Genomic DNA, 17,275 nt, shown 5'->3' with positions numbered 1-17,275 from the left:
CGGTGCCCGGACCGTGGCGTGCGGCGGGGGCTCCGCCACGTGCGCAAGGATGGGGGCATGTCCAATCGACTCGCGCAGGTCACCTCCCCGTACCTCCTTCAGCACGCGGACAACCCGGTCGACTGGTGGCCGTGGTCGCCCGAGGCGTTCGAGGAGGCGCGCCGGCGGAACGTGCCGGTGCTGCTCAGCGTCGGCTATGCGAGCTGTCATTGGTGCCATGTGATGGCGCACGAATCGTTCGAGGACGTGGAGCTTGCGACGTATCTGAACGCGCACTTCGTCCCGGTGAAGGTCGACCGCGAGGAGCGGCCCGACGTCGACGCCGTGTACATGGAGGCGGTGCAGGCGGCGACCGGTCAGGGCGGCTGGCCGATGACCGTCTTCCTGACCGCCGACGCCGAACCCTTCTACTTCGGTACGTACTTCCCGCCCGCGCCCCGTCACGGCATGCCGTCCTTCCGGCAGATCCTCGAAGGCGTCGTGGCCGCCTGGACCGAACGCCCCGACGAGGTCGCCGAGGTCGCCGGGCGCATCGTGCACGACCTGGCAGGCCGCTCGCTGGCTCACGGCGGGGAGGGGCTGCCCGGCGAGCAGGAGCTCTCGCAGGCGCTGCTCGGGCTGACCAGGGATTACGACGAGAAATACGCGGGCTTCGGCGGCGCCCCGAAGTTCCCGCCGTCCATGACGATCGAGTTCCTGCTGCGCCACCATGCCCGCACCGGCGCCGAGGGCGCCCTCCAGATGGCCGCCGACACCTGTGAGGCGATGGCCAGGGGCGGGATGTACGACCAGCTCGCCGGTGGCTTCGCCCGCTACTCGGTGGACCGGGAATGGGTCGTGCCGCACTTCGAGAAGATGCTCTACGACAATGCCCTGCTCTGCCGGGTGTACGCCCATCTGTGGCGGGCGACGGGCTCCGACCTGGCCCGCCGGGTCGCCCTGGAGACCGCCGACTTCATCGTGGGCGAACTGCGCACGGCGGAGGGCGGGTTCGCCTCGGCGCTCGACGCCGACAGCGAGGACGGCGGCGGCAGCCACGTGGAAGGCGCGTTCTACGTGTGGACGCCCGCGCAGCTGCGCGAGGCGCTGGGAGAGCAGGACGCCGTGTTCGCCGCGGACTACTTCGGGGTGACCGAGGCGGGCACCTTCGAGGAGGGCGCGTCCGTGCTCCAACTGCCGCGCACCGACGACGCGGTGGACCCGGACCGGGCCGCCGACGTGCGGGCCCGGCTGCTCTCGGCGCGCGAGGAGCGGGCGCGTCCCGGACGGGACGACAAGGTGGTGGCGGCCTGGAACGGTCTGGCGATCGCCGCGCTCGCCGAGACCGGGGCGTACTTCGACCGGCCCGACCTGATCGAACGTGCCACCGAGGCGGCGGACCTGCTGGTCCGGGTCCACATGGGCGACAACGCCCGGCTGTCGCGGACGTCCAGGGACGGCCGGGCGGGTGACAACGCCGGGGTCCTGGAGGACTACGGCGATGTCGCGGAGGGTTTCCTCGCGCTGGCCGCCGTCACCGGCGAGGGTGTCTGGCTGGAGTTCGCCGGCTTCCTGCTCGACATCGTGCTGCAGCACTTCACCGGCGAGGGCGGGCAGCTGTACGACACGGCGGACGACGCCGAACAGCTGATCCGCCGCCCGCAGGACCCCACCGACAGCGCGACTCCGGCGGGCTGGACGGCGGCGGCCGGAGCGCTGCTCTCGTACGCCGCGCACACCGGATCCGAGGCCCATCGCGCGGCCGCGGAAAGTGCGCTGGGGGTGGTGAAGGCGCTCGGGCCACGTGTTCCGCGGTTCATCGGGTGGGGTCTCGCGGTTGCCGAGGCGCTGATCGACGGCCCGCGCGAGGTGGCGGTCGCCGGCCCGGTCGGTGGCGGACTGCACCGTACGGCACTGCTGGGGCGGGCGCCGGGGGCGGTGGTCGCGGCGGGCGAGAGCGGCGGCGCGGAGTTTCCGCTGCTGGTGGACCGGCCGATGGTGGGCGGGGCGCCGACGGCGTACGTCTGCCGGCACTTTGTGTGCGACGCGCCGACCACGGATGCGGGCGAGCTGGCGCGGAAGCTCGGGGGGTGACCCCGGGAGGAGCCCGGTGCGTGCCCGGCCGGCGCTCTGTCCGCGGTCTCCGCCACCGGGGCCGACGGCCCGGCGCACCGCTTGCGTCAGAGCGTCAGGCCGCCCTCGAGCGTGTCCATGGCTCGGTTGATCATCGCTATCAGGTCGCCCTTCTGGTCGTGCTCGCCCCAGTACAACGTCACCTCGCGCAGCGCCCCCAGCACCGCGGCGATGAACACCCGGACCTCCAGGTCGTCGGCGCTGCGGCCGCTCCGGTCGGCGAGCACCTGGGCCAGGACCTTCGCCGTGTCCTGCATGGTCTCCGATATCCGTGCCCGGATCGCGGGGACCTCCACCATCAGCCGGGTGCGCCGGCGCAGTTCCTCCTCCTCGGTGGCGAGGAACGCCGTCAGCGCCTCCGTCATGATGATCCGCAGCGATTCCAGCGGCGGCTCGTCCGTGGGACGGTTCCGCATCTCCGCTTCCACGACGGGGTCGTACTCGTCGGTGAGGACGATGTCCTCCTTGGTCGCGAAGTACCGGAACACCGTGCTCGGCGACACCTCCGCCGCCTCCGCGATCTGCTCGATCGTCGTCGCGTCGTACCCCTGTTCGGCGATCAGCCGGTACGTGGCGCTGCGGATGGCCATCCGGGTCTTGAGCTTCTTGCGCTCGCGCAGCCCCGGCTGGGCCTGCGCCTCGACGGACGTGACGGAGGAGGTACGGGAGGTGGCGGCCATGGTCGCCATTCTCGTGCATCGACGGACTCCGCGACCACGTCGGCATCCCCGGTCCGCGACGGGCGGCGTCCGTCAGAAGGCCCCCCACCAGCAGCGCGGTCACCAGCGACGCGGCGCCGGTGACCCGTCGATGCGGCGGGCGCCGGGTGATGATGCCTCGCCACGGAAAAGGGCCGCGGCTCGGAAGCCGCGGCCCTTGAGGGCGGGGGAGGAGGTTCGCTCAGGCGTGGTTGTACGCCACCAGCGAGATGCCGACGTAATGCACGGTGAAGGCCGCCAGGGTCAGCGAGTGGAAGACCTCGTGGAAGCCGAACCACCGCGGTGACGGGTTGGGTCGCTTGATCCCGTAGATGACGCCGCCCGCGCTGTAGAGCAGGCCGCCGACGACGACCAGGACCAGGACCGCGATCCCGCCGGTGCGCATGAAATCGGGCAGGAAGAAGACCGCTGCCCAGCCCATCGCTATGTAGCAGGGGGTGTACAGCCAGCGGGGGGCGCCGACCCAGAACACCCGGAAGGCGATGCCGGCGGCGGCTGCCGCCCAGACTGCCCAGAGCAGCGGACGCCCGGTCGACTCCGGGAGCAGCAGCAGGGTCAGCGGCGTGTACGTGCCCGCGATGATCAGGAAGATGTTGGCGTGGTCCAGCCGGCGCAGCACCGCCTCGCCGCGCGGACCCCAGGTGCCGCGGTGGTAGATCGCGCTCACGCCGAAGAGCAGGCATGCGGTCGCGATGTAGATGCCGCAGGCGATCCGGCCGCGGATACTGTCCGTGAGCGCAATCAGAACAATCCCCGCGATCAACACCGCGGGGAACATTCCGGCATGCAGCCAGCCGCGCATGCGCGGCTTCACCGGGCCCGGCGCCGATTCGGCCGGGCCCGGCTCGGCTGGTTCGACCTCGGCTGGTTCGGGCGCGGCGGCAGCAGTCATGACCGCATGCTACCTACGCCACCGTAGGTTGCGAACGCGAGTGGCGATGCTCACGTGGGCACTCCTCTGGACATATGGGCGAATCGGTCGGATGATCAAATGAGTATGGTCGGCACCGGATGAGCGGCTACGAAGCATCCGGGTCGCAGCCCCCACGGGGCAACTGCCCAAAGACACCCTCAACAAGGAGCGATCGTGGCGCGCGACATCGCGGCTCCCCTCACTGTTCCCACCCGTCACCAGGAGCTGGCCTCCTGGGTGAACGAGATCGCAGCCATCACCGAGCCGGACCGTGTGGTCTGGTGCGACGGTTCCGAAGCCGAGTACGAGCGCCTGTGCGGGGAGCTCGTGGCCAAGGGCACGTTCACCAAGCTCGATGAGATCAAGCGCCCGAACTCGTACTACGCCGCCTCCGACCCGAGCGATGTCGCCCGCGTCGAGGACCGCACCTTCATCTGCTCCGAGAAGGAGGAGGACGCGGGCCCGACGAACCACTGGAAGGCCCCCGCCGAGATGCGGGAGATCTTCACCGGTGAGAAGGGTGTCTTCCGCGGCTCCATGCGGGGTCGCACGATGTACGTCGTGCCGTTCTGCATGGGCCCCGTCGGCTCCCCGCTGTCCGCGATCGGCGTCGAGATCACCGACTCCGCGTACGTCGCCGTCTCGATGCGCACCATGACGCGCATGGGCCAGGCCGTCCTCGACGAGCTCGGCACCGACGGCTTCTTCGTCAAGGCGGTCCACACGCTGGGCGCGCCCCTGGAGGAGGGCCAGGAGGACGTTCCGTGGCCGTGCAACTCCACCAAGTACATCTCGCACTTCCCCGAGGACCGCGAGATCTGGTCGTACGGCTCCGGCTACGGCGGCAACGCCCTGCTCGGCAAGAAGTGCTACGCGCTCCGCATCGCCTCGGTCATGGCCCGCGACGAGGGCTGGCTCGCCGAGCACATGCTGATCCTCAAGCTCACGCCGCCGCGGGGTGAGTCGAAGTACGTCGCCGCCGCGTTCCCGAGCGCCTGCGGCAAGACCAACCTGGCCATGCTGGAGCCCACGATCTCCGGCTGGACCGTCGAGACGATCGGCGACGACATCGCCTGGATGCGGTTCGGCGAGGACGGCCGTCTCTACGCGATCAACCCCGAGGCCGGATTCTTCGGTGTCGCGCCCGGCACCGGCGAGCACACCAACGCCAACGCCATGAAGACGATGTGGGGCAACTCCGTCTTCACGAACGTCGCGCTCACCGACGACGGCGACGTGTGGTGGGAGGGCATGACCGAGGAGCTTCCCGCGCACCTCACGGACTGGAAGGGCAACGACTGGACCCCCGAGTCCGACACGCCCGCCGCCCACCCCAACGCCCGCTTCACCGTCCCGGCCGGCCAGTGCCCGATCATCGCGCCCGAGTGGGAGGACCCGAAGGGGGTGCCGATCTCGGCCATCCTCTTCGGTGGCCGCCGCGCCTCGGCCGTACCGCTGGTCACCGAGTCCTTCGACTGGCAGCACGGTGTCTTCCTCGGTGCCAACGTGGCCTCCGAGAAGACCGCCGCCGCCGAGGGCAAGGTCGGCGAGCTGCGCCGCGACCCGTTCGCCATGCTGCCGTTCTGCGGCTACAACATGGGCGACTACATGAACCACTGGGTCAAGGTCGGCGCGGACAAGGACCAGGCGAAGCTCCCGAAGATCTACTACGTGAACTGGTTCCGCAAGAACGACGCGGGCAAGTTCGTGTGGCCGGGCTTCGGCGAGAACAGCCGTGTTCTGAAGTGGATCGTCGAGCGCCTGGAGGGCAAGGCCGAGGGCGTCGAGACGCCGATCGGCATCCTGCCCGCCAAGGGCGCCCTGGACACCGAGGGCCTGGACCTCTCCGAGTCCGACCTGGACTTCCTGCTCACGGTCGACAAGGAGGTCTGGCGCGAGGAGGCGGCGCTGGTCCCCGAGCACCTCAACACCTTCGGTGACCACACGCCGAAGGAGCTGTGGGACGAGTACCGCGCGCTGGTCCAGCGCCTGGGCTGACGCCCCCGGGCGGCGCCTTCGAGGCGTCGCCCACCCGGGCGTACTCCTGAAGTGCGCCCCTTCGATCCCCGCGGCCGGGTCTTCCGACATCCGCCCTGACCTGTGGGGTCAACAGCCCGCCGCGGAACGGCCCCCGGAATCCCCTTACGGTTCCGGGGGCCGCCCTTTCCCGCCCCTTTTATAGAGAACATCCGCACATCGCCGCAGGGTTGCACACGAGACCTTCACATGGCTTCGATGTCCCTTCACATCGCCTCCGGTCGAGCCGTCCGGAGGCCAACCGAGCCTGTGGGGGACTCGGTTGAACACGTCTCGGCACTACCGGCGCATGGCGGCGACGCCGGCCGCACTGACGCTCACCACTGTGGGCCTCACCGCCCTCGCCGCCCACGCGGCCGACCCAAGAACGTGGCTGTTCTGATCGACCATCTCAAATCACCGTGACAACCGCCAGTGTGTGCGATTCACCACGAACGCCAAGTGGTCGATCACACCGCACGGGAAGCTGAACCTGCCGAAGATCGGCCCGGTACGGGTCCGCTGGTCCCGGGCCCCTCCATCGGTCCCGTCGACGGTTACGGTGATCAAGGACGCGGGGGGCCGGTACTGGGCCGGCTTCGTCGTTGCCAGGGAGCGCATCCTCCACGTTCGTGTGGGGGAGGTGGCCAATGCCACTCCGCCGATCAGCAGCACCGCCAGGACGATTCCCACGATGCGTCTCACGGATGCGGCCTGCTCGCGGAAACCCACATTCCGGGTCGAGTTGAGTGGACGTCAGGTGAAGTGCGTATCCCAGTAGGCAACGGGAGCGGCCGATTCTCTCCGGCAACCCGGTCACAGGTGGAACTTGGGCTGCGTCGCACGGCGCACGCACGTGTGCCGTGCCCGGACGATCCCGGGCACGGCACACTTCAGAGGGATCCCAGCGAGGTCAGGACCGCTACTGGCTCTTCGAGAGTCCCTTCTCGGCTGCGTCCATGCCCGGCCCCATCGCCCCGTTGGCGGCGAGGCTGTTCATCAGCTGGTCCATCAGGCTGGACTGCTCGCTCGGGTTCAGTGGTTCGTCGTTCCCGAACGGCTCGCTGGGGGCGAAAGTCGGCGCGTTCGGCAGAGTCGTTACTTCCCTCCACTGCGAACCTTCGGCGGGGCACACGAGGGTTTGCCCGTTGGCGGCGCAGTGCAGGGTGTAGACGTCACCATCCGTGGTGATGATCTTGTAGAAGGCGTCACTTCCGTTGGCGTCGACCGAGATGCCGCAGACGGGGGAGTCCGTGGGGAAGCCCGTGATTGTGCTCAGGTCTCCCCAGCCTGCGGTGTTCGCCGGTCCGAAGGTGATGTTTTGATTCTCCGGGCCCCCGCCGTCTACGAGGTGGCGCCTACCGTAGAACGCCGACCCGTTGAAGAGTGCGCCGAGGAATTGCTCGTTGCCGTTGGGCTGCGTCGAGGTGACGTTGATGCACGGCCCGGTCCCACCGGTGGCGCCGGTGGCTCCCGTGGCGCCGGTGGCTCCGGTGGCTCCGGTGCGTCCCGTGGCTCCGGTGGGTCCGGTCGGTCCCGTGCGTCCCGTGGCTCCGGTGGCTCCGGTGGCTCCGGTGCGTCCCGTGGCTCCGGTCGGTCCCGTGGGTCCGGTCGGTCCTGTCGGTCCGGTGGCTCCGGTGGCTCCGTTCTCGCCGTTCTGACCCGTGGGTCCGGTCGGTCCGGTGGCGCCGGTGGCTCCGTTCTCGCCGTTCTGACCCGTGGGTCCGGTCGGTCCGGTGGCGCCGGTGGCTCCGTTCTGACCCGTGGCTCCGGTCGGTCCCGTGGCTCCGGTGCGTCCCGTGGCTCCGGTGCGTCCCGTGGCTCCGGTGCGTCCCGTGGCCCCGGTGCGTCCCGTGGCTCCCGTGGCTCCAGTCGGTCCCGTGGGCCCGGTCGGTCCGGTGGCGCCGGTGGCTCCGTTCTCGCCGTTCTCACCCGTGGCTCCGGTCGGTCCCGTCGGCCCGGTGGGGCCGGTGGGGCCGGTGGGCCCGCGCTTGCCCTTCTCCTTCTCCTTGCACTTGTCCCTGTCGTGCTTGTTCTTGTGGTGGTCGCAGCACTCGTCCCTGTCGTGCTTGTTCTTCTGCTTCTCGCACTTGTCACCGCCCATAAGCACAGGCCGGTTCATCTCGCCCGGAGAGAAGGCGCTCTGGGCCGCTGCCACCGCGGGGCTGGAAAAGCCCAGCATGACGAGGCTCAGCGTTGCCATCGCACCGCCGGCCAGCCACCTGCGACCGCGGGGCACCGGGCCCAGACGCGAGGGGGTCCTGGTCTCAGGACTCATGAATTTGCTCCTTGGGGAACCGAATGGAGTGGTCTCGACGAGGCATGCAGAGCCTCTGACGCAACATTCAGGTGCATGTGCAAGAAAGTGGGCGAGACACACCAGACGTTCAGGCGATCGGCAGAGTGAGGAAGGGGGCCGAAAGAGGATGAGCCCCGAAGAGTTGGGCCATGCAGCCCCATAGTGGTTTCAGTTCCGAGTGTGTGTCGGTGCAGCCGACACGCAGACGGATGGATACGCTCTGCATGCTTCATCAGACCCCACTCGCCAAATCGAGGCTCGAATGCCCGTCAGGGATTTTCAAGGAAAGATGAATTTCTTCACCAGGGCCAGGAATCCTGTGGTCAAGGTGGCGACGGTCGCGCTCGCCGTAACCACGACGTTTTCAGGACTGACATGGGCGGCGGTCTCCCTGACGGGGAACAGCGTCGATGCGAAGCCGCCGGTCGCGTGCTCATACAACCTCACCAATGGTGCCAAGGCTGTGGGAATTCCCACTTTCGACGCCCAGGCCGCGGCTCGGCCATACACGGCAGAAGTCGTGACCAACCGGGGAACCATCACCTTCGCGGCACTGACCGACAAGGCGCCCTGCACCACCAACTCCTTCTCCTTCCTGGCGCGGAAGGGGTACTACGACGGCAGCACGTGCCACCGCGTCACGACCCGAGGGATTTTCGTATTGGACTGCGGTGACCCCAAAGGGGAAGGCACGGCCGATCCTGGCTATTTCTTCCAGGACGAGAATCTGGGCGGAGCCGAATATCCGGCCGGAACCGTGGCGATGTCCAAGGCGGTTCCCGGCAGGAACGGCAGTCAGTTCTTCATCAGTTATGCCGATCCTGATCTTTCCATGCCGTCCGAGTGGACTCCCTTTGGGAAAGTCCTGAGCGGATTGGACGTACTGAAGGAGATCGCCAGGAACGGGACGCAGGACGGATCCTCCGACGGAAGGCCGAAGAAGGCTGTCGTCATCAAGTCGGTAACGGTGCGACAGGCATCGGTCAATGCCCCTCGCGAGAAGCGCGGGTGACTCCACCACGCCCCAGATGTGCCGCTATTCGGAGTATTCTGCGCGCACACATGGCGGCTCAGAGCCAGGCCGTGAAGGCTGCTGGCATCTTGAGTTCCTCAGGGTCGGTTTCCGGAAGGAATAAGTCATGCATGCCCCACCCACCGACAGCGCCACGCTTCCGGTGCAACAAAAATCAAGTGTGGATGAAGGGCCGGTGGTCGAGCCGTCTCGGGGGAGCCGCTCCGGCATCCCGTGGTGGATCTGGGCCCTGGCGGGAGCACTGTTCTTCACATACGCGACGTTGTCCTTGCGTATCCATCAGCGCATGCTCTCCCACAGTTTCGACCTGGGAATCTTCGAGCAGATCGTCCGCTCCTACGCGCATGGGCACCTGCCCGTCTCCGAAATCAAGGGGCCGGACTTTCCCATCCTGGGGGACCACTTCTCTCCCATTCTGGCCCTGGTGGCACCTGTCTACCGGCTGTGGCCTTCGCCGATGGCCCTGCTCGTGGTGCAGGCGGCGCTGATCGCCGCGAGCGTTCTGCCCCTGACTCTCTGGGCGCGCCGAGCGCTGGGCTCCCCCGCCGCCGCGGTCATCGGGGTCTGCTACGGCCTCTCCTGGGGTCTCGCGAGCGGGGTCGGCTCCGACTTCCATGAATGGGCCTTCGCCGTTCCCCTTCTCGCGTACTCACTCACGGCTCTCGCGACGGGCCGGATGCGTGCCGCGGTCTGCTGGGCTCTGCCCCTGCTGCTGGTGAAGGAGGACCTCGGGCTCACCGTGGTCGTGATCGGCCTCGTCATCGCCCGGCGTGGCGACCGCAAGCTCGGGATCACAACCGCCGCAGTCGGTCTGGCCGGGGCGCTGTTGGCGACGATGGTCATTCTGCCGGCCTTCAGCCCGAGCGGGTCCTACGACTACTGGCACTGGCTGAACGGCTCGGAAGGCAGTGAGGGTGGGCTGACGGATCTGCTGTACAAGAGCACGATCGGTCTCATCACCCCCGAGGTCAAGATCTCGACGCTCCTGCTCGTGCTGGCCCCGACCCTGTTCCTGGCCCTGCGGTCCCCGTTGATGTGGATCGCAGTGCCGACCCTGTTGTGGCGGGCTGCCTCAGAGCTCAGCACCCACTGGGGCACCGCCTACCACTATTCGCTCGTGCTGATGCCGATCGTCTTCGCGGCCTTCATCGACGCCTTGATCCGACGGAACCCGAGCAAAAGCAGCCTGCGCCGATACCTCGCCGGCTCCGCTGCGATCACACTCCTGGTCCTTCCGCAGTATCCGTTCTGGCAGTTGGTCCAGCCGGCCACCTGGCGGGACGATCCGCGCATCGCTGTCGCCCACCGTCTGATGGACCGGATCCCTGACGGCGCCACGGTCCAGGCGTCCAATCAACTCGTGCCCCAGCTCACGAACCGTACGAGTGCCAGCCTCTACGGCTGGCCCGACAGCCGCCCAAATCCTCAGTGGATCATGGTGGACACCAGGGTGCCGCTCAATGAGCGCTGGCCGCTGAACGTCCTTCAGGAACAGCAGGCCCTGGGCATTGCGCGGGCACAGGGCTATCTCACCGTGAGCAGTGAACAGGGCTTCGTACTGCTCAAGCGTCCGAGCTGACGTCGTGTCGTCGGTCTTCTGTCTCACCGAGTTGGAGGTGACCCGTGAAATCAACGGTCTGCCTGAACATGATCGTCAAGAACGAGGCCCCGGTCATCAGACGCTGCCTCGAATCCGTGCGCCCTTTGATCGACACGTGGGTCATTCTGGACACGGGCTCGACCGACGGCACCCAGGACGTCATCCGTGACGTCTTCAGTGACCTGCCCGGCGCCCTGCACGAAAGTCCCTGGAAGGGATACGACGGGAGCCGCAGCGAGGCGATCGACCTGGCGCGCGCCGAAGCGGACTATCTGCTGTTCATCGACGCCGATGACGAGATGGAGGTGGAGCCCGGCTTTCGCATGCCGGAGCTGACCCACGACGCCTACCAAGTCGCGCTGCACGACGGACCCATCACCCACTGGCGCCTCGCTCTGGTCTCAACCCGGTTGCCCTGGCGCTACGTCGGCGTCCTGCACGAGTACATCGACTGCGGAACGCCGTACACCTTCGGGACGTTCAAAGGCGCCAACATCCTCTCGGTGGGAGGCGGCGCACGCCTGAGAGGAGAAGGGCAGCGGAAGAAGTACCTGCGCGACGCCAAGGTCCTTCAGCAAGGCCTGATCAAGGAACCCGACAACTCCCGCTACGTCTTCTACCTCGCCCAGAGCTGGCGCGATGCCGGAGAGCCGAAGAAGTCACTCGCCGTCTACGACCGCCGGGCAGGCATGGGCGGCTTCGCGGAGGAAGTCTTCTGTTCCCACCTCTACGCCGCACGGCTTGCGGTAGAGCTCGGCAGGCCGCCGGCCGAGGTGATCAACCGCTACCTCCGCGCGCACGAAAGCCGTCCTTCGCGCGCCGAAGCAATCGGTGAACTCGCGCGCTACTGCCGCACGAATGGCCAGCGGTGGCCACTCGCGTACATGTTCGCGCAGCAAGCAGCGCAGATCCCATACCCGAAAGACATTCTGTTCGTCGAGTTCGAGTGGTACGACTGGTGCTCGCTCGACGAACTCGCCGTAGCCGCTTACTGGACCGGAAACTATGAGGAGTCGGAGCGCTGCAGCCAACACCTCCTCGAGAGCGGCAAGGTGCCCCCCGAGCACCACGACCGCGTGGTCGGCAACCTCGAGTTCGCCCGGCAGAAGCTGGGTTCGAGGGAACTCGTGAACGCCTGACCGACGGTCGGCGGGGCCGCGGTGGCCCGGCCGTGGAAGTGTTTCCGCGTCGCAGGCCGGTGGCCGCTCGAGACGGCCGGGTGCGGCACACGAATGGCACCCGGTCCGCGCGCCTCCCCGGCCCGCGGACCGGGGCCGTCAGGGGGCGCCGATCAGCTCGGCGTCACGCAGCGCGGCAGTGTGTGCGTCCATGCGCTCGGCGGTGAGAATCGCGGCGGCGGTGTCCGCGCGGGACGCGGCGACGACGAGCGCGCGGCCGGCGAGGGCGAGCGCCCGGTGGTGCAATGCGGCGGGCTCGGTCCGGGTCAGCGCGGCATGCCGCGCCGGTGGTGTTCCGCGCAGCCGGGCCACCTGCTCGGCAATGCGATCGCCCTGCCGGCCGAGCCCCAGCTCGTCGGTGACGGCGAGCAGGGCGGCCAGATGCCCGGCGAGCTGGATGTCCAGCTCCTCCTCGCGGGTGCGGTGAGGGTACTGCGCCGCGTCGGCCATCGAATGGACCGACTTGGTGCGGATCGGTTCGTACATGGGGATGGCCTCCTGCTCACGGTCAGGAGACCATCCTACATTGGATTCAGTCTAAAGTTGAGTGGTGTCGGGATCCGGCTGCCTCAGGGCTGTCCGTACCCGTCCAGGAACGCGCCGATCCTGGTCACCGCGTCCGTCAGATCCTTGGCCGACGGCAGCGTCACGATCCGGAAGTGATCGGGCTCCGGCCAGTTGAACCCCGTACCCTGCACGACCATGATCTTCTCGGTCCGCAGCAGGTCGAGGACCATCTGCCGGTCGTCCTTGATCTTGTAGACCGCGGGGTCGAGCCGCGGGAAGAGGTACAGCGCCCCCTTCGGCTTCACGCAGGTGACGCCCGGGATCTGTGTCAGCAGGTCGTACGCGACATCCCGCTGCTCCAGGATCCGCCCGCCCGGCAGCACGAGGTCGTCGATCGACTGCCGGCCGCCGAGCGCCGCGGCCACCGCGTGCTGCGACGGCATATTGGCGCAGAGCCGCATATTGGCGAGGATCGTCAGCCCTTCGATGTACGAGGCGGCGTGCCCCTTCGGGCCGCAGACCGCCAGCCACCCCGACCGGTAACCCGCCACCCGGTAGTTCTTGGAGAGCCCGTTGAACGTGAGCACCAGCAGATCGGGCGCGATGGCCGCCGTCGGGGTGTGTGTCGCTCCGTCGTACAGGATCCGGTCGTAGATCTCGTCGGAGCAGACCACCAGGTTGTGGCGGCGGGCGATCTCCGTCAGCCCGCGCAGCATCTCGTCGTCGTAGACCGCACCCGTCGGATTGTTCGGGTTGATGATCACGATCGCCTTGGTGCGGTCCGTGATCTTCCGCTCGATGTCGGCGAGGTCCGGCATCCAGTCCGCCTGCTCGTCGCACCGGTAGTGCACGGCCGTGCCGCCGGCCAGCGACACGGAGGCGGTCCACAGCGGATAGTCCGGTGCGGGTACGAGCACCTCGTCGCCGTCGTCGAGCAGCGCCTGCATCGACATCTGGATCAGCTCGGAGACGCCGTTGCCCAGGTAGATGTCCTCGACGTCGAGCGGGATCCCCTTGGTCTGGTAGTGCTGCATCACCCCGCGGCGCGCGGACAGCAGCCCCTTCGCGTCGCCGTAACCGTGCGCACCGGAAAGGTTGCGCAGTATGTCTTCGAGAATCTCGGGCGGGCACTCGAACCCGAACGCGGCGGGGTTGCCGGTGTTCAGCTTGAGGATGCGGTGACCGGCTGCTTCCAGCCGCATCGCCTCCTCGAGCACGGGGCCGCGGATCTCGTAACAGACATTGGCGAGCTTCGTGGACTGGATGACCTGCATGTCAGCGAGGATACGGTGGTGTTTCACAGGGTGCGCGAGGTTTGCCCGCGGGTTGACCCGCCCGGGGAACCCGGTCCGCCCACCCGGTCTTCCATCGCCATGCACCCGCCGTCCCCGACCGTGGGAACCCTGGCCGGGGGCGGCGGAGCGGCTTGGAATGGATGTGTGACGGGCCTGGACGGGTGAGATGCGCCACGCGAATGGGGCGTCGCCGTCACTCGGGCAGGCGCGTGCCGTCCGGGAGCCGGATGCCGAAGTCGTCCGCCAGGACCCGCAGCACCTCGTCGCCGTTCGCCAGCTCCCGCTCCTTCCGCGTGCCGTCGGGCGCCGTCTCCGTGAGCGTCCGGCCGGACAGGGCCACGTGGCCGTCCCCAGTGGTGCGCTGGACGTACACCAGGTGCTGGAACGGGGAGCGCGGATTGGTCGCGATGTGCCAGTTGATGACCTCGTAGTCCGGCGCCTCGAACGGCTCCAGCGTGAACGCGTACTGGTCCTCCCACTCCCCGCCCGCGGATCGCGTCTGCAGCTTCCACAGTGGCAGTGGGCCGCCGTGCGGTGCGTGGACGAGCCGGTGACGGCGGGGTGCGTCGTGCAGTTCGGCGTCCGCCACCAGCGCGATCGGCTCCAGCAGCGAGCTGCTCGCGCCGAAGCCGACATCGGCGAGATACGGGGTCGGCTCGCCCGGCACCCCGGCCAGCATCAGCATGTGGGTGCGCGGCCGTACGTCCCCGGGCGCAGCCCCCAGCACCACGCGCGCGCAGAGCAGCGTCACCGTGAATCCGAGCTCGGCCAGCACGGCGGCGAAGAGGGTGTTGTGTTCGTAGCAGTATCCGCCGCGCTCACTGCGTACGAGCTTCGCCTGTAGATCCGCGAGCGCGAGCGAGGGTGCGCTGCCGAGCACGGGGTCCAGATTCTCGAACGGGATGCCCAGCGCATGGGCGCGGTGGACGGAACGCAGTACCTCTACGGTGGGGAGGCGCTCCCCGGTCCAGCCGATACGGGCGAAGTACGCGTCGAGGTCGAGAGTGCGGTGGCGGTCGGTCGTCATGGACCGACCGTACGCAACCGGGGCGGCGGGAACCTCCGGCCAGGGATTGATCCCCCCGGTACGCGGGTCCTGGTACATGGGTCCTGGTTCCGGGCCCGACGCGTCTCCCCGCCTCGGATGTACCTCAACTCCGGCGAGGCGAGCGGTGGTACGGGGCGGCCCCACGCGCCACCCCGTCAGCAGACCGTGCCCGGCCGGGCCGCGGTGGCCCTCAACAGGTCGCGCACCAGGTCGAAGTCGATGTTCTCCGGCTTGCGGAAGCGCAGGCAGCCCTTGCCCATGTCCTGTCCGGCCAGCCGCTCCTCGAATGCCGCGCGGACGTCGGTGCGCAGCAGGTAGAAGGAGACGTAGTTCTTCTGGCTCGCGAAGGCGATCTCGGTGACCCCGTCCCGTTCGTAGGCGGGCATGCCGTAGGCCATGATCTCGCCGAAGCCCTTGAGTTCCTGGCGGCACATCAACCGCAGTCTGCGCAGGGCGTTCCGGCGCTCCTCCGGCACCTCGGCCAGGTATCCGTCCACGTCCTCCGCCTTGCTCTGCACCATGCACACAGCCTAAGGGCTGTCCCGAGGCCGGAAAGGGGGTCTTGCCCCCGACCCGCGCACCCCTAACAATGCGCATGACAAAACCGAAGGAACTTCGGTCACAGAGGTCATAGAGGGGACCCCCACATGAAAAAGCCTCTCCTCGGCGCGCTTTTCGCTGTTCTGCTCCTCGGAGCGGGAACGGCACCCGCTGTCGCGGCCACAAGCCACGACGCGGCCGCGCCGCAGAAGACGACACGGGCCGAGCGGATCACGGCCAAGGCGGTCGACTTCGCCGGCACGGTCGCGCTCAGCAACTGCTCCGGCTCCGTGGTCCGCACGGCTGCCTCGCTCCCGAGCGACCCGGCGCTCGTGCTCTCCAACGGGCACTGCATGGAGACCGGCTTCCCCGGTCCGGGCGAGGTCGTCCTCGGCCGGCGGTCCACCCGCAGCTTCACCCTGCTGAACTCGGCGGGCAGCGGAGTCGGCACCCTGCGCGCCAGCAAAATCGCGTACGGAACGATGACCGACACCGACATATCGCTGTACCAACTCACCCGTACCTACGCCCAGATCGAGAGCACCTACGGCATCAAGGCGCTGGAGCTCAACGCCGCGCACCCGGTCCAGGGCACCGCGATCACGGTCGTCTCCGGCTACTGGAAGCGCACGTACAGCTGCAACATCGACGGCTTCGTCTACCGCCTGAAGGAGGGCGAGTGGACATGGAAGGACTCGGTCCGCTACACCTCCGCCTGCCAGACCATCGGCGGTACATCCGGTTCCCCGGTGATCGACAACGCGACCGGCAAGGTCGTCGCCGTCAACAACACCGGTAACGAGGACGGACAGCAGTGCACGGACAACAATCCGTGCGAGGTCGACGAGAGCGGCAATGTGACGGTCCGTCATGGCATCAACTACGCCCAGGAGACGTACGGCATCGTGCCGTGCATCGGCGCCGGCAGCCAGATCGACCTCAACCGGACCGGGTGCACCCTGCCCAAGCCGTAGACGGAAAGCGTCCGCGCGCGTCACCCGGCCCGTCCCGGGCGACGCGCGCGGAGCGTGGTCCCACGCGGTGCGAGCGGCGGGGCGTCAGGTCCTGTGCCACCGGCCGCAGGCGCAGGAGAACAGGCCGAACGCGGCGAGACCGGCCGCGATCACGGCCAGCAGCCACGGGCCGACGGGGGTCTCGGCGAAGGACCTCAGGGTGTCGTCCATCCCCTTGGCCTTTCCGGGCTCGTGGCTCACCGCGGCGGCCACCAGGAAGCCGCCCGCCGTCGCGAAGACGATGCCGCGGGCCGTGCCGCCGAACACCCCGGTGACATCGACCGCCCGGCGCATCCGCTCGGACATCTCGGACATCCGCAGATCCTTGTGGTACTTCCTCAGGGCGGCCCGCCCGGCCGTCCAGAGACCCGCGCCGACGACGACCGCACCGGCGACGCCGGTGATCCACCGGCCCATGGGCAGGTCGAGAACCCTGGCCGTGATGTCCTGCGACTGCCGGTCGCCGGCCCCGCTGCCGCTGCCTCCGATGCCCGCGGCGAACGAGAGGACGGAGAGGGAGACGAAGCCGTAGAAGACCGCGCTCGCCCCCGAGGCCGCACGCGTGGTCACCTTCCGCCCGTCAGGACCTGCCGCGCCGAAAGCTGTCTCGGACAGCCGCCATACGGCCATCCCCACGAGTGCGACACCGGTGGCCCAGAGCAGCACGCTCCCGAAGGGTTGCTGCGCCATCTCGAACAGGGCTCCGCCCCGGTCGGCCTGCACTGCTCCACCGGCCCCGTCGCCACTGCCGCCTCCGTCGTGGAAGGCGATGCGCAGGGCGAGCATTCCGACCAGGAAATAGATCACCCCGCGGGCCGCGAAACCGGCCCGGGCGCCGGCCTCGATCGCCGAACCGTGGGCCGCTCTGCGGGCTTTTCCCCGGCCCCGGCGCAGAATTGCGGAAGTCTTCATGTCAACCGGTTTCCCCGGGGCGGGAAGCAGAAACAACGGGCCCGAAAGGCGCGGCCGGCGCGCCCGTACGGCACCCAACATGTGTGGACG

The 17,275-nt window shown here is 68.5% G+C and carries 15 protein-coding genes; 7 read left to right on the top strand and 8 right to left on the bottom strand.

What is annotated here, in order from left to right:
* Positions 1-57 precede the first annotated feature (57 nt).
* On the top strand, positions 58-2,073 hold the full coding sequence (locus OG395_RS22975; RefSeq protein WP_327244639.1) for a thioredoxin domain-containing protein: 2,016 nt from the start codon (positions 58-60) through the stop codon (positions 2,071-2,073).
* Between the two features lie 86 nt (positions 2,074-2,159).
* Here the strand turns inward: OG395_RS22975 and OG395_RS22970 are convergent, their stop codons facing one another.
* Positions 2,160-2,792 carry a TetR/AcrR family transcriptional regulator gene (locus tag OG395_RS22970; RefSeq protein ID WP_327244638.1) on the bottom strand — a complete coding sequence of 211 codons (633 nt, stop codon included), beginning with the start codon at positions 2,790-2,792 and terminating at the stop codon, positions 2,160-2,162.
* Between the two features lie 220 nt (positions 2,793-3,012).
* Positions 3,013-3,723: a PAQR family membrane homeostasis protein TrhA gene (gene trhA / locus OG395_RS22965; RefSeq protein ID WP_327244637.1), complete on the bottom strand. Its 711-nt coding sequence runs from the start codon at positions 3,721-3,723 to the stop codon at positions 3,013-3,015.
* Between the two features lie 195 nt (positions 3,724-3,918).
* Here trhA and OG395_RS22960 point away from each other — a divergent pair, with 195 nt between their 5' ends.
* Entirely contained in the window at positions 3,919-5,742 is a 1,824-nt protein-coding gene (locus OG395_RS22960) for a phosphoenolpyruvate carboxykinase (GTP) (RefSeq protein WP_327244636.1), read from the top strand.
* A 457-nt stretch (positions 5,743-6,199) separates the two neighbouring features.
* Positions 6,200-6,541, top strand: a complete 342-nt coding sequence (locus OG395_RS22955) for a hypothetical protein (RefSeq protein WP_327244635.1) — start codon at positions 6,200-6,202, stop codon at positions 6,539-6,541.
* Between the two features lie 141 nt (positions 6,542-6,682).
* On the opposite strand, the gene OG395_RS22950 is transcribed toward OG395_RS22955, so the two are convergent.
* A complete protein-coding gene (locus OG395_RS22950; RefSeq protein ID WP_327244634.1) occupies positions 6,683-8,038 on the bottom strand; it encodes a collagen-like protein in 1,356 nt (451 codons plus the stop codon).
* Between the two features lie 310 nt (positions 8,039-8,348).
* On the opposite strand from OG395_RS22950, the gene OG395_RS22945 reads away from it, so the two are divergent.
* The 3 genes from OG395_RS22945 (at position 8,349) to OG395_RS22935 (ending at position 11,831) form a co-directional block, all read left to right on the top strand.
* Positions 8,349-9,071, top strand: coding sequence for a peptidylprolyl isomerase (locus OG395_RS22945; protein WP_327244633.1), 723 nt, complete (start codon positions 8,349-8,351; stop codon positions 9,069-9,071).
* Between the two features lie 127 nt (positions 9,072-9,198).
* Positions 9,199-10,671, top strand: a complete 1,473-nt coding sequence (locus tag OG395_RS22940) for a DUF2079 domain-containing protein (protein ID WP_327244632.1) — start codon at positions 9,199-9,201, stop codon at positions 10,669-10,671.
* Positions 10,672-10,715: 44 nt separating this feature from the next.
* A complete protein-coding gene (locus OG395_RS22935) occupies positions 10,716-11,831 on the top strand; it encodes a tetratricopeptide repeat-containing glycosyltransferase (protein ID WP_327244631.1) in 1,116 nt (371 codons plus the stop codon).
* Positions 11,832-11,969: 138 nt separating this feature from the next.
* Here OG395_RS22935 and OG395_RS22930 read toward each other — a convergent pair whose 3' ends face one another.
* From OG395_RS22930 to OG395_RS22915, 4 genes are all read right to left on the bottom strand, one after another.
* The gene (locus OG395_RS22930) at positions 11,970-12,356 is read right to left on the bottom strand and encodes an SCO4983 family protein (protein ID WP_327244630.1); all 387 of its coding nucleotides are present in this window, start codon (positions 12,354-12,356) and stop codon (positions 11,970-11,972) included.
* A gap of 83 nt (positions 12,357-12,439) precedes the next feature.
* Positions 12,440-13,651 (bottom strand): pyridoxal phosphate-dependent aminotransferase, encoded by a 1,212-nt coding sequence (locus OG395_RS22925; protein ID WP_327244629.1) that lies wholly within the window; start codon positions 13,649-13,651, stop codon positions 12,440-12,442.
* Between the two features lie 214 nt (positions 13,652-13,865).
* Positions 13,866-14,699 carry an arylamine N-acetyltransferase family protein gene (locus tag OG395_RS22920; RefSeq protein WP_327244628.1) on the bottom strand — a complete coding sequence of 278 codons (834 nt, stop codon included), beginning with the start codon at positions 14,697-14,699 and terminating at the stop codon, positions 13,866-13,868.
* Between the two features lie 176 nt (positions 14,700-14,875).
* Complete coding sequence (locus OG395_RS22915; RefSeq protein ID WP_327244627.1) at positions 14,876-15,241, bottom strand: iron chaperone; 366 nt, start codon at positions 15,239-15,241, stop codon at positions 14,876-14,878.
* Positions 15,242-15,367: 126 nt separating this feature from the next.
* On the opposite strand from OG395_RS22915, the gene OG395_RS22910 reads away from it, so the two are divergent.
* Positions 15,368-16,234 carry a S1 family peptidase gene (locus OG395_RS22910; RefSeq protein ID WP_327244626.1) on the top strand — a complete coding sequence of 289 codons (867 nt, stop codon included), beginning with the start codon at positions 15,368-15,370 and terminating at the stop codon, positions 16,232-16,234.
* A gap of 84 nt (positions 16,235-16,318) precedes the next feature.
* Here OG395_RS22910 and OG395_RS22905 read toward each other — a convergent pair whose 3' ends face one another.
* Positions 16,319-17,185 (bottom strand): DUF1206 domain-containing protein, encoded by an 867-nt coding sequence (locus OG395_RS22905; protein WP_327244625.1) that lies wholly within the window; start codon positions 17,183-17,185, stop codon positions 16,319-16,321.
* Positions 17,186-17,275 lie beyond the last annotated feature (90 nt).

This window comes from Streptomyces sp. NBC_01320, assembly GCF_035974375.1.
Lineage (GTDB): Bacteria > Actinomycetota > Actinomycetes > Streptomycetales > Streptomycetaceae > Streptomyces > Streptomyces yanii.
This window is presented reverse-complemented; position numbering and strand designations above follow the sequence as displayed.